Annotated in this window: 17 protein-coding genes and 1 pseudogene; 11 read left to right on the forward strand and 7 right to left on the reverse strand. The window is 62.3% G+C overall.

Annotated features, from left to right (window positions below; translation table 11 throughout):
* Positions 1 to 241: 241 nt before the first annotated feature.
* Positions 242 to 388: a hypothetical protein gene (locus tag ASD03_RS40205; RefSeq protein ID WP_171520440.1), complete on the reverse strand. Its 147-nt coding sequence runs from the start codon at positions 386 to 388 to the stop codon at positions 242 to 244.
* 172 nt (positions 389 to 560) lie between these two features.
* Between ASD03_RS40205 and ASD03_RS30545 the strand changes: the two genes are divergently transcribed.
* Entirely contained in the window at positions 561 to 1,565 is a 1,005-nt protein-coding gene (locus ASD03_RS30545; protein WP_057217932.1) for an alpha/beta hydrolase, read from the forward strand.
* Positions 1,566 to 1,584: 19 nt separating this feature from the next.
* On the opposite strand, the gene ASD03_RS30550 is transcribed toward ASD03_RS30545, so the two are convergent.
* The 3 genes and pseudogenes from ASD03_RS30550 to ASD03_RS30560 all read right to left on the reverse strand — a co-directional run.
* Positions 1,585 to 2,232 (reverse strand): substrate binding domain-containing protein, encoded by a 648-nt coding sequence (locus ASD03_RS30550; RefSeq protein WP_192434034.1) that lies wholly within the window; start codon positions 2,230 to 2,232, stop codon positions 1,585 to 1,587.
* Between the two features lie 250 nt (positions 2,233 to 2,482).
* Positions 2,483 to 3,922, reverse strand: coding sequence for a pyruvate kinase (pyk, locus tag ASD03_RS30555; RefSeq protein WP_057217934.1), 1,440 nt, complete (start codon positions 3,920 to 3,922; stop codon positions 2,483 to 2,485).
* Positions 3,922 to 4,293, reverse strand: a pseudogene (locus ASD03_RS30560) (DUF1036 domain-containing protein); the annotation flags it as partial. The pseudogene ASD03_RS30560 and the gene pyk, both read right to left, overlap by 1 nt.
* A gap of 298 nt (positions 4,294 to 4,591) precedes the next feature.
* Between ASD03_RS30560 and ASD03_RS30565 the strand changes: the two are divergent.
* The 3 genes from ASD03_RS30565 (at position 4,592) to ASD03_RS30575 (ending at position 6,102) form a co-directional block, all read left to right on the forward strand.
* The gene (locus tag ASD03_RS30565) at positions 4,592 to 5,386 is read left to right on the forward strand and encodes an N-formylglutamate amidohydrolase (protein WP_057217935.1); all 795 of its coding nucleotides are present in this window, start codon (positions 4,592 to 4,594) and stop codon (positions 5,384 to 5,386) included.
* Positions 5,387 to 5,405: 19 nt separating this feature from the next.
* The gene (locus ASD03_RS30570) at positions 5,406 to 5,711 is read left to right on the forward strand and encodes a DUF1244 domain-containing protein (RefSeq protein WP_057217936.1); all 306 of its coding nucleotides are present in this window, start codon (positions 5,406 to 5,408) and stop codon (positions 5,709 to 5,711) included.
* 124 nt (positions 5,712 to 5,835) lie between these two features.
* On the forward strand, positions 5,836 to 6,102 hold the full coding sequence (locus ASD03_RS30575) for a DUF2312 domain-containing protein (protein ID WP_025424796.1): 267 nt from the start codon (positions 5,836 to 5,838) through the stop codon (positions 6,100 to 6,102).
* An 80-nt stretch (positions 6,103 to 6,182) separates the two neighbouring features.
* Here ASD03_RS30575 and ASD03_RS30580 read toward each other — a convergent pair whose 3' ends face one another.
* On the reverse strand, positions 6,183 to 8,054 hold the full coding sequence (locus ASD03_RS30580; RefSeq protein ID WP_057205658.1) for a DUF882 domain-containing protein: 1,872 nt from the start codon (positions 8,052 to 8,054) through the stop codon (positions 6,183 to 6,185).
* A 180-nt stretch (positions 8,055 to 8,234) separates the two neighbouring features.
* A complete protein-coding gene (locus tag ASD03_RS30585; RefSeq protein ID WP_057217937.1) occupies positions 8,235 to 9,776 on the reverse strand; it encodes a sigma-54 dependent transcriptional regulator in 1,542 nt (513 codons plus the stop codon).
* A 188-nt stretch (positions 9,777 to 9,964) separates the two neighbouring features.
* On the opposite strand from ASD03_RS30585, the gene ASD03_RS30590 reads away from it, so the two are divergent.
* The 3 genes from ASD03_RS30590 to ASD03_RS30600 are packed head-to-tail and all read left to right on the forward strand — an operon-like array spanning position 9,965 to position 13,665.
* Positions 9,965 to 11,824, forward strand: a complete 1,860-nt coding sequence (locus ASD03_RS30590; protein ID WP_057217938.1) for a M3 family oligoendopeptidase — start codon at positions 9,965 to 9,967, stop codon at positions 11,822 to 11,824.
* A 60-nt stretch (positions 11,825 to 11,884) separates the two neighbouring features.
* Entirely contained in the window at positions 11,885 to 13,042 is a 1,158-nt protein-coding gene (locus ASD03_RS30595) for an aminodeoxychorismate synthase component I (RefSeq protein ID WP_057217939.1), read from the forward strand.
* Positions 13,039 to 13,665, forward strand: a complete 627-nt coding sequence (locus ASD03_RS30600; protein ID WP_057217940.1) for an aminotransferase class IV family protein — start codon at positions 13,039 to 13,041, stop codon at positions 13,663 to 13,665. The genes ASD03_RS30595 and ASD03_RS30600 overlap by 4 nt, the downstream gene beginning before the upstream one ends.
* Here ASD03_RS30600 and ASD03_RS30605 read toward each other — a convergent pair.
* A complete protein-coding gene (locus ASD03_RS30605; protein ID WP_082557447.1) occupies positions 13,630 to 14,580 on the reverse strand; it encodes a GGDEF domain-containing protein in 951 nt (316 codons plus the stop codon). The genes ASD03_RS30600 and ASD03_RS30605 overlap by 36 nt on opposite strands.
* 144 nt (positions 14,581 to 14,724) lie before the next feature.
* Between ASD03_RS30605 and ASD03_RS30610 the strand changes: the two genes are divergently transcribed.
* From ASD03_RS30610 to ASD03_RS30625, 4 genes are all read left to right on the forward strand, one after another.
* Complete coding sequence (locus ASD03_RS30610) at positions 14,725 to 15,621, forward strand: DUF3445 domain-containing protein (RefSeq protein ID WP_057217941.1); 897 nt, start codon at positions 14,725 to 14,727, stop codon at positions 15,619 to 15,621.
* Between the two features lie 144 nt (positions 15,622 to 15,765).
* Positions 15,766 to 17,217, forward strand: coding sequence for a homospermidine synthase (locus tag ASD03_RS30615; protein ID WP_025424804.1), 1,452 nt, complete (start codon positions 15,766 to 15,768; stop codon positions 17,215 to 17,217).
* 171 nt (positions 17,218 to 17,388) lie between these two features.
* A complete protein-coding gene (gene omp10 / locus ASD03_RS30620; RefSeq protein WP_057217943.1) occupies positions 17,389 to 17,757 on the forward strand; it encodes an outer membrane lipoprotein Omp10 in 369 nt (122 codons plus the stop codon).
* Positions 17,758 to 18,090: 333 nt separating this feature from the next.
* On the forward strand, positions 18,091 to 19,932 hold the full coding sequence (locus tag ASD03_RS30625) for a bifunctional UDP-sugar hydrolase/5'-nucleotidase (RefSeq protein WP_057217945.1): 1,842 nt from the start codon (positions 18,091 to 18,093) through the stop codon (positions 19,930 to 19,932).
* Positions 19,933 to 19,953 lie beyond the last annotated feature (21 nt).

The raw sequence follows: 19,953 nt of genomic DNA on the forward strand, positions 1-19,953 counted from the left end.
TGCCGAAGCAAGCGCAGGCCCCGCGATGACGCCTCCCACGGAACTGGCCGCTATCCGCAACCTTGCCACGGCAGCGCGCCAGTTCATGGAGCCGATCTGGCTGGAATGGCATAGCGCCTGGAACGGCGATGCGCCGGTCACGCCCTCTCAATGGACATGCGGGCGCACAAGTCTGTTTCTGTCGCGTGCCCTGGCGGCTGAAGGTTTCGAGGCTTCATGGGCAAGCGGCACGCCCCGCCTGTCATCTTCCGGGCCGGAATTGGGCGATTTCGGCTTCCTTGGCGACGCCGGCTGGCAAAGCCACGCCCGGGTCGAGTGCGGCAACGTCATCGTCGATATTACGGCCGACCAGTTCGGCGCTCCGCCCGTGCACATCGTCGATCGACACGATCGCCGCTACGGCAAGGGCGACCGCGTCACTGCATTGCCTGAGTTCATTCTGACCCGTCAGCGCGCGCTGAACGAAATCTGGCCACGATGGCTCTGCAATAGCAGAAGACCATTGACCCTATCCCTGGGATGTTCGTGTACACTGCCGAGTAAGAGGAGCCGCCGAGACAATGGTTCTAGCCGTCGTGTTGATCGTTGCCCTCACCCTCGCAGGTATTGCCTACAGCCTGCGTAGCGCACAAAACATCAGCGCGCGGTTCCCGAACACAGGCGAACTGATCGACGTCGGCGGCTTCCGCATGAACAGCGTCCACCTGCAGGCGACAGCCGGGGCCGACCTAGCTCCTCTCGTCTTCATCCACGGTGCGAGCGGCAACCTGCTCGATCAGATGCATGCCTTTGCTCCTGTCTTCGAAGGCCGCGCAGAGATGCTTTTCGTCGACCGGCCGGGCCACGGATACTCCGAGCGCGGCGGGCGGGCGAATGATCGCCCCGATGGCCAGGCGGATGCGATTGCAAAGCTGATGGAGAAGAGAAGCATAACCCGGGCGATCATCGTCGGCCATTCCTTCGGTGGCGCGATCGCCGCGAGCTTCGCTCTTCGCCATCCGGCGAAGACGGCGGGCCTCATCCTGCTGGCGCCCGCGACCCATCCCTGGCCGGGCGGCATCGACTGGTACTATCGGCTAACGGCCCTGCCCTATGTCGGCTGGCTGTTCGCGCATACGGTTGCCGCACCGGTCGGACTGAGACGCATCGAAAGCGGCACGCGTTCGGTCTTCCATCCCAATCCGCGGCCTGCCGACTATATCGACAAGACCGCGCCGCACCTCGTGCTGCGGCCGCTGGCCTTCCGCAACAACGCCGTCGATGTCGCAAATCTGCATGCCTATGTCACCGAGGTCGCGCCGCGATATCAGGAGATCGCCGCACCAACGATCATCGTCAGCGGCGACAGCGACGACATCGTGCTGGCCGATATTCACTCGCGCAGCCTGGCGCGCGACATTGCCGGATCGGAACTGCTGTGGATCGGCAACCTCGGCCACAAGCCCGATTATGTCGTCACCGACGTGATTGTCGCCGCAGTGGAGAAACTGGTGGGCAAACCCGGCGATCTCCGCGCAGCGGTGAAGCTCGCCGAAGAGAGGCTCACCGACGGCAAGGCGCATTGATAGGAGCGGAAGTTTTATCTCAACCGACCTGAGCCGTCGGCCTTCCCAGCGTCTCGACGAGATAATCGATGAACACGCGAACCTTGGGCGAAAGGTGACGTCGGCTGAGGTAGACGGCATAGAGGTTGAACGCGCTCATATGCCAGCTTTCCAGCAAGGGGACCAACCGACCGGAGGCGATATCGTCTCCGACGATGAAGTCCGGCTGTACGATGACCCCGCCGCCGACGAGTGCCAGCGCGCGCAGCAGATCGCCATTGGTGGCATGCACGACCGGATGAATCCGAACCTGCGTCTCGCGCCCCTCGACATCGGAAAACATCCAGCTATCCCCGAGCGAGAGATAGGAATAGCTAAACGTTTCATGGCCGCCGAGATCGGACGGTTGCTGCGGCGTGCCGCGGCGCGCGAGGTAATCTGGCGAAGCACAAACGATCATCCGCACCGGTGCGATTTCACGCGCGATAAGGCTGGCGCTGGGCGCGCGGGCAATACGCAAGGCGACATCGACACCGGAGTGGGCGAGATCGACGAGCATGTCGGTCAAATCGATGTCGAGACGCAGGCCGGGATGCTTCGCCCGGAAGCCCGGCAAGACGCGGGCGAGCGGCCCGATCCCATAGGAGAGCGGCGCGCTGATGCGCAGCAGCCCGGTGGGCACGGTCACGTGTTCGCCCACCAGCGCCTCGGCCTCGCTGATGTCGGCGAGTATCTGCCGGGCACGTTCGTAGAAGAGTTGGCCCGGCTCTGTGAACAGGTCACTGGACCAAGGAAGGCGTGATGGATGAGGAATACCTCTTTTGGGACACTCAGGGCTTCATGAAGCAGATCGGCCTGGCCCAATAGAAAGACAGAGGCCACGGGAGCAGGTTCACTGCTCCCATGGCCTCCTGGCATTCTGAAACGAGCGGCGAGCCTCAGATACCGCTCAGGCCGTCCGAGCCGATATAGGCGATGCGCAGCATGTTGGTGGCGCCGGGGGTGCCGAGCGGCACACCGGCCGAGATGATGACCCGTTCGCCGGGCTTGCCGAAACCCTCATGAGCAACGATGCGGCAGGCACGGTTGACCATGTCGTCGAGATCGGTCGCATCCTCGGTGACGACGCAATGCAGGCCCCAGACGACCGAAAGCCGGCGAGCCGTCTGGACGATCGGCGACAGCGCGATGATCGGAACCTGCGGGCGCTCGCGCGCGGCGCGAAGGCCCGTTGTGCCGGACGAGGTGTAGCAGACGATTGCAGACAACCGCAGCGTCTCGGCGATCTGGTGGGCGGCCAGCGAAATCGCGTCGGCACCGGTCGCCTCGGGCGGCGTGCGCTGCGCGTAGATGATGCTGGAATAGTGCGGGTCGCGCTCGACGCTGCTGGCGATCGACGCCATGGTCGAGACGGCTTCCACCGGATACTCGCCGGAGGCGGATTCAGCCGACAGCATGATGGCGTCGGCGCCTTCGAAGACGGCAGTCGCCACGTCGGAGACTTCAGCGCGCGTCGGCACCGGCGCGGAGATCATCGATTCCAGCATCTGCGTGGCCACGACCACCGGTTTGCCGGCGCGGCGACAGGCGCGCGTCAGCTGCTTCTGCAGGCCAGGCACAGATTCGAGCGGCATTTCGACGCCAAGGTCGCCGCGTGCAACCATCAGCGCGTCGGAGAGCTCGATGATCTCGTCGATGCGCTCGAGCGCCTGCGGCTTCTCGATCTTGGACATCAGACCGACGCGGCCGCGGGCGATCTTGCGAACCTCGGCCAGGTCCTCGGGACGCTGGACGAAGGACAGCGCCACCCAGTCGAACTCTCCGGTTGCCAGAATCGCATCGAGGTCCGAGCGGTCCTTGTCGGTCAGGACGCCGACGGCCAGCAGCGTGTCGGGCAGGCTGACGCCCTTGCGGTCGGAAATCTTCGTGCCGGCAACAACCGTTGTGACGATGCTCTTGCCGTCGGTCTTTTCGGCGCGCAGGTGCAATTTGCCGTCATCGATCAGCAGGCGATGGCCAGGCTTGACCGCTTCGAGGATTTCCGGATGGGGCAGAAACACACGGGTGCTGTCGCCAGGCTCGTCCTTGTTGTCGAGGGTAAAGGTCTGACCGACCTTGAGGTCGACCTTGCCTTCGGCAAACTTGCCGACGCGCAGCTTCGGACCCTGCAGGTCGCCGAGAATGCCGATCGGGCGGCCACAGCGCGCTTCGACCGCGCGGATGCGCTGCACCAGCGTGCGCATCACTTCGTGGCTTGCGTGGCTCATGTTGATACGGAACAGATCAGCCCCCGCCTCGTGCAGCTTCTGGATCATCTGCTCGTCGGCAGACGCCGGTCCGAGCGTGGCGAGGATTTTGACTTTTCTGTTCCGCTTCATCAATTCTGGCTTTCCTGCGTGCCGGGCGTATCGGAGAGCTGAACCATCCAGCTTCCTTGTCGCCCCGTGTCATATTCCTTGAATCCCATCCGCTGGAAGCCGCGGGCAAAGCAGTCCTGCACGCCCGAAACCTTGAATTCGTTTTCGGCGACGCACATGTTGACGTCGCCGGTCCAACGGCCACCCCGGGCCGCGTCTTCAGCGTAGAGATAATAGTATCGCGATTCGAGCTCGCCCTCGATCAGGGTCGCACAGGTGGTCGCGGGAACCTGCCACCACCCCTCGGTTACCCAGCCTTCCTTGGCGCGGTAACCGATCGCCACGCCGACCAGATTTTGCGTGCCATTGCAGACGCGAAAATCGGCGCGAGCCTCACCGGCAAATAGAAATGAGCCTGAAATAGCCAGGGAAAACAGGAGGATCCCCCCCAATGTCGACAGCCCCGGCTTCGCTTTGGAAAATGGATATCTGGACACGGTTTCCGATGGAACTCCGTTTTGATTTGCGTGGCCTTTCTTGCGACGACCAGCCCGGAAAGTCAACGTAACTCTAATCGATTACATCGGGCTAATTAGGTGTCGATTGCGCAAAACAGTTGCGTTTTTCTTGTGAATGTCGCCGACGCGTGCAATCAAAAGCATACCCCCCCCAAAAGCAGACTGGAACGGCATGCAGCACTATTCGCCCTATGAGATTATCGAAGCCAACCCCACAACCGGCCTCGTACTACTCGCCGACCACGCCATGAACCGCCTGCCGGAAGAATATGGCAGCCTCGGCCTGTCGGCAGCCGCGTTTCAACGTCACATCGCCTATGACATCGGCGTCGAACATCTCGTCCGCCGGCTCTCGGCCGCACTCGACGCACCGGCAGTTCTAGGGTGCTTCTCGCGACTTTTGATCGACCCCAATCGCGGCGAGGACGATCCGACCCTGATCATGAAGATTTCCGACGGCGCGATCATTCCGGGAAACCACCCGATCAGCGAGGAGGAATGGGACAACCGGCTGAACCGTTTCCATCGGCCCTATCACCGCGCAGTCGCCGAGACACTGGAGCGCAGTGCCGTGGCCACGGGCAGCGCCCCGCTGGTCATCTCCATCCATTCCTTTACGCCCGCCTGGAAGGGTGCCGTCCGTCCGTGGCACGCGGCCGTGCTCTGGGACAACGACCCGCGCGCGGTGCTGCCGCTGATCGAAAAGCTCGAAGCATCGGGCGATATCGTCGTCGGCAACAACGAGCCCTATGACGGGGCGCTGCGCGGGGATACGATGTTCCGGCACTGCATGGCACCGGGCATTCCCCATGCCCTGATCGAGGTTCGACAGGATCTGATCGCAGACGACGCGGCCGTCGCCGCATGGGCCGATCGGCTCGCCCCGATCCTTGCTGATCTCAATACCCGGCCCGACCTGCATCGCTATGAGCAGCACCCGTCGCGCACCGGCGCCTACGACATTTGAGACCAGGAAAGACAAGATCATGACCGAGCTCACCCCGGACCAGCAGACCGCCTTCGAGGCCGCCGCCTTCCGGCGTCTGGTCGCGCACTTGCGCGAGCGCAGCGACGTGCAGAACATCGACCTGATGAACCTTGCCGGCTTCTGCCGCAACTGCCTGTCCAACTGGTATCGGGACGCGGCCAACGAGGCCGGCATGACACTCGACAAGGAGCAATCCCGCGAGATCGTCTACGGCATGCCCTATGAGGAATGGCGGGCGCTGCATCAGAGGGAAGCCTCGAGCGAGCAGAAAGCCGCCTTCGAAACCAACCGCCCCAAGGAATAAACCTCTGCGCCGGGCCACCGCCACGGAAATGCCAGCGTTGTTGCGCAATGGCCCTTGACCTTGGCCGCCGTTCGCGGCACGTCACGGCACCCAAGAATTTCATTCCCCGCAAAAGGAGAAGACCATGTCAGATGCACACGGCGTCGCACGCGACCAACTCCGCGCTTTCATCGAACGGATCGAGCGCCTGGAAGAAGAAAAGAAGACCATCGCCGACGACATCAAGGACGTCTACGGCGAAGCCAAGTCCACCGGCTTCGATGCCAAGATCCTGCGGAAGGTCATCTCCATTCGCAAGCAGGACGCCGATGAGCGCATGGAACAGGAAGCGATCCTCGACACCTACCTGCAGGCGCTCGGCATGATCCCGGCCGCGGCTGAAGAAGAATAATTTCTCCTGCCATAGACAGCAAAAAGCCCGCCGGTATCACCGGCGGGCTTTTTTTGTGTTGAGTCTTATTTGCTCGAAACTCAGTTGGTGCTGAACTTCTTCACTTCCATGAAGTTGACGGCGTTGCCGCTGAAGCGGGCCGTATCGACCGTTGTTCCGGCCGTGCTGTTGAAGCCCGCAGCATAAACAGTCGTCGGGGCCGTGCGCAGCGTCTTGCTGACGAAGCGCGGTGCCTTCACGGGCTTGGAAAGCGTCGCGACGCGGCCGGCAGAAAGGGCCCATTCGGAGATGATCTTCTGCGTCAGCTTCGGCTCGGTGCGAACCGACGAACGGGTCGCGGCGTCGGCATCATGCTTCTTCGGACGACCACCTTTTGCCGGGGCTTCGGCCTGGGTGTCGAAGGCGCCATCAAAGGCATTGGCGCGGCCATTCGTCGAGGCCTGCGGCGCATAGGCGGCCATTTCGACTGGCTGGGCGACTGGCTCGCGCTCTGCCTGTGTCGGCGCGGCAAGCGCGACGCGTGTCGATGCCTGAGCCGTGGTGTCACGCGGCGGCTCGGCCGAAGCCAGAACCGGGCGCTCTGCAAAGGCAGGCACGGCAACCTTGGCATCCGCGACAGCGGCAAGAGCCGCATCACCCGCCGGGCGCATGGCCGGAACCGGCACGAAGCCAAGCGCCTGCATGTCCGTTGCCAGCGGATCGACCGATGCCACAAGCGTCTCGCCGGCAGCAGCGTTCACGCCACCCCGATCGAGCATCTGCGGGACCGGCACCTTGACCGAGGTCAGATCCGCAAATTCGCTCGGCATTTCCGGCGTCTGCGGCAGGGCGGCAGCAAGCGCGTCCTGGGCCGCGTTCTTCTGCGGCGCGACCAGGGCCACGGCTACGCCGCCATTTTCAGGCGCATCCTTGAAGGCCGGACGAACGGCCGGAACCGGAGCATTGATGTTCTGATCGGCTGTGGTGGTCTCGGCTGTGGTGGTCTCGGCTGCGACCGAACCGGCAACACCCGGAAGTGCTTCCTGGGCGGCAGGAGCCGACGCCGTCTGGACCTTTGCCGGAGCGGCTTCTTCATCGCCGGGGCCGGCCGCGATTGCCGAGGGTTCTTCATCCTCGTCGCCGCCACCGCCAAAGAGCATGGCGAACAGGTTACCGCGGCGCTTGCCGCCCTCGGCATCGCCCGCACCCTTGGCACCACCACCGGCAACTTCGATCGCCGAGGCGCCGACGCGACGCTTGTAGTCGGCAACAGCCTGGTTATAGCCCGGTAGCGGCTTGCCGTCGGACGGAACGTGCATGGTCTTGCCGTCGGGGAAGAGACGGGCCAGTTCGTTGCGGGTCATGCGCGGCCAGGCGCGAACGCCGCCGACATCCATGTGAACGAACGGAGAGCCTGAGGTCGGGTAGTAGCCGACGCCACCGACCTGGAATTTCATGCCGATTTCGCGCACCGTCTTCAGCTTCACGTCGGGAATGTAGAAGTCCATCGCCTTGCCGAGCATGTGCTGGCTCTTCTTGGCAACGCCCTTGGAACGCGAACGCAGCATGCCGTTGGTGGCCGGCGAACGATAGGCCGAAACGACGTGGATATAATCGCGCGAGCCACTCTTGGTGTAGACTTCCCACACGAGGTCGAGCAGGCGCGGATCCATCTTGGTCGGCTCGTTGCGACGCCAGTCGCGCAGGAACCGGTTGATCTGCTGCAGGCCCTTCGGGTCATAGCGGCCGTTGCGCTTGAAGGTGATCTGCGCCTTTTCCTGCGTGTGGATGAAATAGAGCTTGAGCGTACGCGTCTGGCCGGCGGCCTCGACGGGAGGTGCCATGCCAGGCGTAACCAGAGACACCGCAAGGGCGATGGATGTCAGAACCTGCGGCACCTTACGGGTCATCGCCGAGCAGAGTCTGCTAGCTAAGGAGCCGAGAGGCTTCTTAAAACTGAACAAATTTGGCATTCAATCCCCGTCCGACGGACAACCGTGCTTCGCTGTCTCAGATGACTGTCAAATAAGGTGACAGGATGGCATATATGCCACAGTCGTCACCGCCCCTTATAATATAGTGAACACTTCACTAACAAGGTCTAAACGGCGGTGACGGAATCGCACGGCTAGTGAGGCGTGAATGCGTCGATTTTATGCCGCCTCGCGCAAGGGATTGTCCGGATCTATGCCGTAATCCTTGAGTTTGCGGTAGAGCGTCGACCGGCCAATGCCGAGTTTGCGCGCCACCTGGCTCATCTGGCCCCGATAGAATTTCAGCGCAAAACGAATCAGTTCCTCCTCGACTTCGGCGAGTTTGCGCACGTCTCCGCCCTCGTCGACGCTGGCAATTGCGTTCTCCATACGGCCATCATGCGTGGCATCGGCCTCCATCGATTTCGCCGTGCTGGCAAAATCGGGATAGACGCTTGCGGCCGGATCGGCAGCGGCGGTGCGCTCGGGGCCGGCATCGCCCCAGGAGAAACCGCTGCGGTCGGAAACGACGTAGCCGGGGATCTGCGTGGCGATCTGCGGGAAGTCCTTGACCGTCAGCTCGTTGCCGTCGGCCAGAACGACCGCACGAAAGATCGCGTTCTCCAGCTGGCGGATGTTGCCCGGCCAGTCATAGGCGGTGAGCAGCGCCATCGCACCGCTCGAAACGGTGAGCGGCGTGCTGAGCCTCTGCTCGGACGCAAACCGGTCGACGAACGAGCGCACCAGGACCGGGACGTCCTCCTTGCGCCGGCGCAGCGCCGGAATGGTGATCGGGAAGACGTTGAGGCGGTAATAGAGATCCTCGCGGAACCGGCCTTCGCGCACCTCGTTGATGAGGTCCTTGTTGGTGGCCGAGATCAATCGCACGTTGACCCGATGCGGATGGCGCGCGCCGATCGTCTCGATCTCGCCCTGCTGGACCGCACGCAGCAGCTTCACCTGCACTTCGAGCGGCAGGTCGCCGATCTCGTCGAGGAACAGGGTGCCGCCGTCGGCGTCGACGAACTTGCCGCTGTGCTTTTCGGTGGCACCGGTAAAGGCGCCCTTCTCGTGGCCGAAGAGAATGCTCTCGACCAGATTGTGCGGGATGGCGCCACAGTTGACGGTGATTAACGGCTTGCCCGAACGGTCGCTGGCCGACTGGATCGCCCGCGCCACCATTTCCTTGCCGACGCCGGATTCACCCTCGAGCACGATCGGAATGTTGGACTGCGCAGCCCGGCGAGCGAGATCGATCACCCGGATCATCGCCGGGCTGGCCGAAACGACGTCATCGAAACCGACGGCACCGCCGCGCGGGCGGCGCGAGGTTTTGACCTTGCCGTCGCGGCTCGCCATCTTCAGCGCGTTGCCGAGCGCCACCGACAGCCGCTCCGGAGAAACCGGCTTGACCAGGAAGTCGAAGGCACCGGCCTGCATCGCATGGACGACGGTTTCGATACCGCCCTGCCCCGTCTGCACGATGACGGGCGTATCGACGCCCCGTTCCGCCAGCGCATCGAGAAAGCCGTGGCCGTTCATTTCGGGCATCAGCAGATCGAGAAGGATGACGTTGATGATGCCGCCCTTGCGCTCGAGCAGCTCCAGGCCACTGCGGCCATTGTCGGCGAGATGCGCGACATGACCGAGACGCTCGATCATGTTCGTCAGCAACCGGCGCTGCACCGGATCGTCATCGATGACAAGAATGTGTGATGTCACGGAAGCCTCCTGCTTTGGACACGCGGTACTTTTTGGCCAACGTCATGTGCCAAATCACGTCAGGCATCTGTGCCATAAAGGGCTGAACATCATCTTTTGAGAAATGCTTGCATTTTATCCATTGGCGGCGATAGCAATGGAACCCGTATCGCTTGCCTCTTCCTGCCACGAACGAGAGAAATCCGACGATGACCTTCCGCACCTTCGCCCTCGAGAAAACCATCGTCCGTGCCGCCACCGGCCCCGCCCAAGGCGCTGTGGCCGAGCTCGGCGATCTGCCCTCCTGGCGGCTGGAGGATCTCTATCCGTCCGCAACCTCTGACGCCTTCCGTTCCGACATGAAGAAGGCCGAGGCGGATTCGATTGCGTTTGAGGCCAAGTGGAAAGGCAAGCTTGCCGCCGCCGCGACGAAGGCCGGCGACGAAGGCATCGGTGCTGCCGTGAAAGAATTCGAAGCGCTGGAAGACATCATGGGGCGCATCGCGTCCTTTGCCGGCCTGACCTATTTCTCCGACACCTCCAAGCCGGAAAACGGCAAGCTCTACGGCGACGTGCAGTCGAAGCTGACCGATATGTCGGCGCATCTCCTGTTCTTCTCGCTCGAACTCAACCGCATCGACGATGCGGTGATCGACGCAGCGCTTACCAACGACGGCCTGGCGGCGCACTACAAGCCCTGGCTACTCGACCTGCGCAAGGACAAGCCCTACCAGCTTGATGACAAGCTCGAGCAGCTGTTCCTCGAGAAATCGATGACCGGGCCAGCCGCCTTCAACCGCCTGTTCGACGAGACCATGACGTCGCTGACCTTCACCGTCGACGGCGAGACGATGCCGCTCGAAATGGCCCTGAACCTGCTGCAGGATCCCTCGACCGAGGTGCGCAAGAAGGCGGCGATGGCGCTTGCCGAAACCTTCAGGGCCAATATCCGCACCTTCACGCTGATCACCAATACGCTCGCCAAGGACAAGGAAATCTCGGATCGCTGGCGCGGTTTCGAGGATATCGCCGACAGCCGGCACCTCGCCAACCGCGTCGAGCGCGAGGTCGTCGATGCGCTCGCGGAAGCGGTGAAGTCAGCTTATCCGCGCCTTTCGCACCGCTACTATGCCATGAAGGCGAAGTGGCTCGGCATGGAACAGATGGAGTTCTGGGATCGCAACGCGCCGCTGCCGGAAACGCCGAATGCGCTGATCTCGTGGAACCAGGCGAAGGATACGGTGCTTTCGGCCTACCATGCCTTCGCCCCAGAGATGGCCGCAATTGCCCGCCGCTTCTTCGATGACCGCTGGATCGATGCGCCGGTGCGCCCCGGCAAGGCCCCCGGCGCCTTCGCCCACCCGACCGTTCCCTCCGCGCACCCCTATGTGCTCGTCAATTATATGGGCAAGCCGCGCGACGTAATGACGCTTGCCCACGAACTCGGTCACGGCGTGCACCAGGTGCTCGCCGGCGAGCAGGGCGCGCTGATGGCTTCCACGCCGCTGACCCTCGCCGAGACGGCATCGGTGTTCGGCGAAATGCTGACCTTCCGTGCGCTTCTCGACCAGACCAAAGACAAGCGCGAGCGCAAGGCCATGCTCGCCCAGAAGGTCGAGGACATGATCAATACGGTCGTGCGCCAGATCGCCTTCTACGAATTCGAGCGCAAGCTGCACACGGCCCGCAAGGAAGGCGAACTGACCGCCGAGGATATCGGCAATCTGTGGCTTTCGGTGCAGGCGGAAAGCCTCGGGCCGGCGATCCGGATTTCCGAGGGCTACGAGACCTACTGGGCCTATATCCCGCACTTCATCCACTCGCCGTTCTACGTCTATGCCTATGCTTTCGGCGATTGCCTGGTCAACTCGCTCTATGCCGTCTACCAGAACGCCGAAAAGGGCTTCCAGGCAAAGTATTTCGAGCTGCTGAAAGCCGGCGGCACCAAGCACCATTCGGAATTGCTCACTCCCTTCGGCCTCGATGCCACCGATCCGTCGTTCTGGGCACAGGGTCTGTCGATGATCGAGGGGCTGATCGACGAACTCGAGGCGCTTGATAAGGCGTGATCCGGCGCGGGCCGAGCCCGCGCTCCAGAGACTTTCAAGGAAAAGTGCGAAGCGGCATCGATGAACGAAAACGCACCTTTTGTGCTTTTCCGGGACGACAGCGAAAATCGGACCACGGTTTTCACTGATCCGGAGCGCGTCGTCACGGCGCGGACCAAAGCCGAATTCCGCCGCGGCCTCGCCGAGCTTGAGCGTGCACATGCGGCCGGCAAATGGATTGCCGGCTTCATGGCATATGAGGCGGGCCATATCTTCGAAGAGAAGCTGAGCCCCTTTGCCGAGGAGGGGCGCGAAACGCCGCTGATGTCCTTCGGCATCTTCGACGCACCGAGCGACGACCATCCGCTTGGCGAGCCGCAACGTCGGATGGAGAACGAGCCTTTCCTTGCCGAGCCGCGTGCCGCCTGGGATTTTCCCACCTATCGCGAGCGGTTCGACCGCCTGCATCAGCATCTGCGCCAGGGCGATTGTTATCAGGCGAACCTGACAATGCCGATCCGCGCCCGCTGGACCGGCGATCCGCGCGCCGCCTTCTGGTCACTGATCGAACGGCAACCGGTAAAATACGGCGCGCTCGTCGCGCTGGATGGTCCGTTCCTCGTCTCGCGCTCGCCCGAGCTCTTCTTCCGGGTCGACGCTGACCGATGGATTGAGACGCATCCGATGAAGGGCACCGCAAAGCGCGGCGCGTCGGCTGAGGAGGACGCCGAGATCATTGCTGCCATGCGCACTGACGAGAAGACCCAGGCCGAAAACCGCATGATCGTCGACCTCTTGCGCAACGACATCTCGCGCATCACCGAGGTCGGAACGCTCGACGTCCCGAAACTGTTCGACATCGAGACCTATCCGACCGTTCACCAGATGGTCAGCCATGTCAGGGCCAAGCTGCGGCCGGATGTCGGCATCACCGATATTTTCGCCGCACTCTTTCCCTGCGGCTCGATCACCGGCGCGCCGAAGATGCGGGCGATGGAAATCCTGCACGATCTCGAAGACGGTCCGCGCGACGCCTATTGCGGCGCAATCGGCTTTATCGCGCCGAACGGCATCATGCGCTTCAGCGTGGCGATCCGCACCATCTCGCTGTTTGCCGACGGCGAAGCCGTCTTCAATGTCGGCGGCGGCATCGTCTTTGATTCCGGCGCCCAGTCCGAATATGACGAATGCCTGCTCAAGGCGCGCTTTGCCATCGGCGATGCCGAGATCGCCCGATGACGGATTTTTCCCTGATCGAGACCCTGCGCTACGAACCCGATATTGGATTCGTTCGCTTGAGGTTACATCTCGCCCGGTTGAAACGATCGGCGCGAAGATTGGGATTTGCCGGCGCCGAGCGGGCGCAGGCTGAGCTGCAAGCCGCCGTCCAGGGTGCAACAGGCCCGCTGCGTGTCCGCCTGACGCTTGACCGCAACGGCGCCGTCGCCGTGACCACGGCGACTTTCACGCCCCTTGCAGAAGACACTGTCTGGCGCGTGCGTTTTGCGGAAACGCGGCTCTCTTCCGAAGACAAGCTGGTGCGGGTGAAGACCACCCGGCGCGACATCTACGAGACGGCACGCGCTGAATACCCGGCAACCGAGGTCGACGAAGTTCTTCTCCTCAACGAAAAGGGCGAGGTCTGCGAGGGAACGATCACCTCAATCTTCCTCGACGATGGCAGCGGGACGCTGAAAACGCCGCCGATCGCCTGCGGGCTTCTGGCCGGCGTGCTCCGAACCGAACTCATCTGCCAGCGACGGGCGCGCGCCGCCCGCCTGTCGCTCGACGATCTGGCAAAAGGCGAGCTCTATGTCGGGAATTCGCTACGGGGCCTGATCCGGGCGAAGCTCTGGGTCTGAACCCGGCAAGGTGTACCGCTTCACCCGGTCGCGCCCGTCGCGCTTGGCGAGATAGAGCGCCTCGTCGGCGCGGGCATAAATGTCCTTGACGCCGTCGCCTTCCCGATACTCGGCCAGCCCCACCGAACAGGTGTAGTAGAACTCCGGGATACTCGCGAGCGGCCTGGCGCTGCGCACCTTGTCGAGCAAGCGGTCGAGGATCATGTTGCCTTCGCTGATCGTGGTGTCTGGCAGGATCAGCATGAACTCCTCGCCACCGATGCGGCCGAAGCAATCGGAGCGACGCACGAACTCCTGCATCTGGCGGGCGAAGTCGAGCAGGACCTCATCGCCCTGATGGTGACCATAGCGATCGTTGATCGCCTTGAAATAGTCGATGTCGATGATGGCGACACAGCCCCACATATGCGGGTTCTGGGCGCAATTGGCGATGAATTCGCCGAGCCGCCCCATGGTGTAGCGCCGGTTGGGCACATTGGTGAGTTCATCGACCTGCGAGGCGCGCAGCGCGAAATCGCGATCCTGCCGCAGCGCGCGCTCCTCGACGCGAATGGTGGTGATGTCGACGGCGACGCACAGCATCCATCCCCTGGCATCGACCGTTTCCGTCATCCACAGCCAGCGGCCGTCATGCAGGTCGGTCTCCATCGCGCGAAACGGGATCTTGCCGCGCCGATTGATCGTTGAGGCTATCCAGGCATTGATGTCGCTGGTCGAGAGCACGGTTCCGCGACCGGCGGCATGGTTGCGCCGCATGATTTCCGCCCAGGTCGGCGCCTCGTCCGACTCGATGAAATAGGCGGCGCGAAAGGCATCATTGGCAAATTGCAGCCGGTCGTGCTGATCGTAGAGCGCCATCAGCACGGGTGTTTGGGCCTGCAGGCCCATCAAGGTCTTTATATGGTCGCCGGTCACGTTCAGTCTGCGACGCCTCCAGGTCGGGGAAGGAAACAACAATCATGGCGCGTAGCGGATGATTGTATCAAAGCTATAGCACGAAGTCCTTGTGACAAGCTTCGGCCCATGCGAAACGAAAGGGAATATGGTTAAATCGCGAGAATGATCCGGTCATCCCGCATGAAACACACGCCCTACGACGGCTCCTCCAAGCCCTTTACCATCGGCCTCACGCAGCTCGATCCCGATCGCTGGATCGAGCCGGACGACCAGCTGCAGCACTATCTCGACCAGAAGGCCCAGTTGCTCGCACAGTCCCGCGACGTGGTTTTTGCCGCCGACGACCGGACGCAGGATGCGCAAAGCGAGCTGCTGCAGATCCTCTCCGACTATCTGCCGACACGGTATCCCGACATCTACAGTCGGCAGGACGAAACAATGATGGTCGGCGGGCGACGGGTACCCTTGTCCGGCGACGACGCGCTTGTGCTAGCGGGCTCGCTCGTTCAGGACGACCTGGCGATCATGCAGCGCGACGACCGCGGCTGGCGCCTTGGCGCCGCCTACATCGCCTTCCCCTCGTCCTGGTCGCTCGCCGAAAAGTTCGGGCGCACGATGGACGAGATCCACGCCCCGGTCCCCGGCTTCGGAGACGGCACGCGCAACGCCGAACTCATCAGCCGCATGTTCGATAACCTGCCGCCTGGCCGCTTCGTCGAACGCTTCAACTGGGCCGTCAATGTCGACGGCTCCCTGCATCTGCCGAAGTCCAAATCGGAAGGGGTGTCGGCCGGCGCGATCGAGCTGACCGAAGAGCGCACCTTCATCCGCATCGAGCGCCAGACGTTGCGCAAGCTGCCGCGAAGCGGCGCGATCGTCTTCACCATCCGGATCTATTCCGATCCCTTGGCGCTGTTGCGACAGCGGGCGGATGCGGGGATTTTGGCCCTTTCCTTCATCGAGCAATTGCGCTCTCTCGACCTGCCGCAGGCGGCCTACAAGGGCCTCGTCAGCAAGCGGGACGCTCTCAATTCGGCCCTCATTTCCATCGCTGGTTAAACAATATCGCAGATCAGCGTTGACCCGGCGGCCCTTTATTGTGACAGCAAACTATGCTCTAGGGCCTATCACACGGCGCGAGCCTCATTTTCAGACACTTTCAACACCGTCACTGGGAAAGTTTCCTCAGGAGTTAAGACCAAAATGGCAGACACCACCTATCCGGTTTACGGCGAGATCACCGGCCCGATCGTCATGATCGGCTTCGGTTCGATCGGCCGCGGCACCTTGCCGTTGATCGAGCGCCACTTCAAATACGACAAGAACCGGTTGATCGTGGTCGAGCCGCGTGAGGATGCTGCCGACAACGAGATCTTCGAGCGTCATGGCGTCCGCCACGTTCGCGCCCATGTGACGAAGGACAACTATAAGGAGCTGCTGAAGCCGCTCCTGACCGAAGGCGAAGGCCAGGGCTTCTGCGTCAACCTGTCGGTCGATACCGGCTCGCTCGACCTGATCAAGATGTGCCGCAAGCTCGACGTTCTCTACATCGACACCGTCGTCGAACCGTGGCTCGGCTTCTACTTCGATGCCGAAATGGACAACGCCTCGCGCACCAACTATGCCCTGCGCGAAACCATGCGCAAGGAAAAGGAAAAGAACCCGGGCGGCACCACGGCCGTTTCGACCTGCGGCGCCAACCCGGGCATGGTCTCGTGGTTCGTCAAGCAGGGACTCCTCAACCTCGCCAACGACCTCGGCGTGAAATACGACGAACCACATCAGGACGACCGCGAAGGCTGGGCGAAGCTGATGAAGAAGGTCGGCGTCAAGGGCGTGCACATCGCCGAGCGCGACACCCAGCTGACCAAGAAGCCGAAGCCGCTCAACGTCTTCTGGAACACCTGGTCGGTCGAAGGTTTCATCTCCGAAGGTCTGCAGCCGGCTGAACTCGGCTGGGGCACCCATGAGAACTGGATGCCGAAGAACGCCAAGAAGCACAAGAAGGGCTGCAAGGCGGCCATCTATCTGGAGCAGCCGGGTGCCAACACCCGCGTGCGCACCTGGTGCCCGACGCCTGGCCCGCAATACGGCTTCCTCGTCACCCACAACGAGTCGATCTCGATCGCCGACTTCTTCACCGTCCGCGACAAGGACGGCGAAGTTACCTATCGCCCGACCTGCCACTACGCCTACCATCCGGCCAATGACGCCGTCCTTTCGCTGCACGAAATGTTCGGCAACGGCGGCAATTCGCAGCCAGTCCATCATGTTCTTGACGAGAAGGAACTCGTTGAAGGCGTCGACGAACTGGGCGTCCTGCTCTACGGCCATGACAAGAATGCCTACTGGTTCGGTTCGCGCCTGTCGCTGGAAGAGACCCGCCGCATCGCCCCCTACCAGAACGCCACCGGCATGCAGGTCACCTCTGCCGTGCTCGCGGGCATGGTCTGGGCGCTCGAAAACCCGAAGGCCGGCATCGTCGAAGCCGACGAGATGGACTACAAGCGCTGCCTCGAAGTGCAGCTGCCCTATCTCGGCCCGGTCGAAGGACACTACACCGACTGGACCCCGCTCGACGGTCGCCCGGGCCTGTTCCCGGAAGACATCGACACGAAGGATCCCTGGCAGTTCAAGAACATCCTCGTTCGCTAAACCGCTGACATTGCGAAGCATCCGGCCCGGGGCATTTCTGCCCCGGGCTTTTTTTGTTCATATGGGAAAAGCCCGGCGCGCCGGCCCGACCACTCTTGCTTTCAACTCTTGATCGCGGCATGGTTCGGCGAAATGAAACGGACGCTCGGCACAAAGCGAGGGAAATCGCCAATGAAGCCATTCGCAATTCTGACCCTTCTCGCGACCGCCGCGACCCTGGCCTCCTGCCAGTCGTCGCCCCGGGAAGCCGGAGGGGCACAGCCCGCTCGCCAGGCAACGGGTGTCGAAGGCTCATGGACGGATCCGAACGGCATCGTTTCGACCTTTGCAGGCGGAACCTTCTCGACCCGCACCACCGACAGCAACCAGCTGCTGGCTTCCGGCAACTACGTGAAGCTCAGCCCGACACTCGTCGAGATCAACATGACCTCGCTGGTGCGCAATACCCAGTCCAAGGTCAATTGCGCGCTGGTCACACAGAGCCAGCTCAATTGCACCACCGATGCCGGCGCCCAGTTCTCGCTGGCGCGACGCGGCTGAGACAAGCTTCGAGCACGGATCAAAGCTCCCGCAAGGGGGCTTTTTTTGTGCATTCGTATGACTTAACCCTACTGCATGTTTCCCTAAATCGAAGCCGATTTAGGGGGAAAAACATGCAGCAATTCAAAGCGCTACAGCGACCTTTGCGCGCCTGAAAAGGCGCGCGGCGCTGTGGTTGCAGATCCGGCAACCGGAGGATGGTTTTAGTGCTTGAAGTCGCCCTGAAGTGATGAAAACATTCGCACCGGCAAAGCCACCCCGGCCGCGGGGACCGGACCCGCTTCGGCGGGTCTGAAAGCGGCCGGCAAACAACAGGCAAAACAGGAGAACATCATGATCAGACACATACGGACCGGCCTGATGACCGCGTCCATTCTTGCCCTCTCCTCGGGCGCAGCCTTCGCCGATTATGAACTGAACATCCTGCACATCAACGATCTCCACTCCCGTATCGAATCGATCAACAAGTTCGATTCGACCTGCTCGGCCGAAGAGGAAGGCAAGAACGAGTGCTTCGGTGGCGTCGCCCGCCTGAAGTCTCTGATCGACCAGAAACGCCAGGATCTGTCCGGCAAGAACGTCTTGCTGTTGAATGCCGGCGACAACTTCCAGGGTTCGCTGTTCTTCACCACCTACAAGGGTCTGGCCGAAGCCGAATTCCTCAACCTGATGAAGTTCGACGCGATGACGGTCGGCAACCATGAATTCGACGAGAGCGAAGATGGCCTTGTCGGCTTCCTCGATAAGATCGAGTTCCCCGTCGTCACCGCCAACGTATTGCCCAGTCACAAGTCGAAGATCGGCGACCGCATCAAGCCGTCGATCGTTCTCGAAGTCGGCGGCCAGAAGATCGGCATCGTCGGCGCCGTCGCCAACGACACGCCCGAACTCTCCTCCCCCGGCCCGGACATCCTGATCGGTGACGACGTCGCCACCACGACCGCCGCGGTCGAAGAGCTGAAGAAGCAGGGCGTCGACAAGATCATCGCGCTCACCCATGTCGGCTACCCGCGTGACCTCGCCGCGATCGCAAAGATCCCCGATGTCGACGTCGTCGTCGGCGGCCACTCCCACAGCCTGCTGTCGAACACCGACGCAAAGGCCGAAGGCCCCTACCCGACGATGGTCGACAACCCGGGTGGCTACAAGGTTCCGGTCGTCCAGGCCGCCTCCTATAGCAAGTACCTCGGCGATCTCGTCGTCACCTTCGACGACAAGGGCGTGGTGAAGGCTGCCAAGGGCGATCCGATCCTGGTCGATTCTTCCATCAAGCCGGATCAGTCCGTTTTGACGCGCGTGGCCGAACTCGCCAAGCCGATCGAGGAGCTGCGCTCCAAGATCATCGGCAAGACCGAGGCCCCGATCGACGGTTCGCGTGACAATTGCCGGGCCAGGGAATGCGAAATGGGCAGCCTCGTTGCCGACGCCATGCTCGACCGCGTCAAAGGCCAGGGCGTGACGATCGCCATCACCAATGGCGGCGGCCTGCGCGCCTCCATCGATGCCGGCGACGTTTCGATGGGCGAAGCCATCACCGTGCTGCCGTTCCAGAACACGGTTGCGACCTTCCAGCTCAAGGGTGACGGCATCCGTGCCGCGCTTGAGAACGGTCTTAGCAAGCTTGAAGAACCCGGCGGCCGTTTCCCGCAGGTGGCCGGCATGAAATATTCGTTCGACAAGTCGAAGGAAGTGGGCAGCCGCGTCGTCTCGGTCGAGGTAAAGGAAGGCGAAGGCTTCGTGCCGCTCGATCCGGCAAAGACTTATTCGATCGTCACCAACAACTACATGCGCAATGGCGGCGACGGCTACGCAATCTTCAAGGACAAGGGTGAGAACGCCTACGACTACGGTCCGGGCCTCGAAACCGTTCTGGCCGACTATCTCGCCGCGCACCAGCCGTTCAAACCCTACACGGATGGCCGCATCACCGAAGTTGCTGCAGCCGCCGGCGCCACGACTGCCGAACCGGCAACGCAGCCTGCAGCCGACGCCGCCGCGAGCACGACGGCCTCCGGTCCGCAGAAGCACGTCATCGCCAAGGGCGACACGCTTTGGGATCTCGCCAAGGCGTTCTACGGCGATGGCGCACTCTGGGCAAAGATCTCGGCGGCCAACGGCAAGCCGGCTCCGCGCCACCTGCATGTCGGAACCGAACTGGAGATTCCGGCAAAGTAAGACAATTTGCCTCTCCTTCGA

Source organism: Ensifer sp. Root127 (assembly GCF_001425225.1).
GTDB lineage: Bacteria > Pseudomonadota > Alphaproteobacteria > Rhizobiales > Rhizobiaceae > Ensifer > Ensifer canadensis.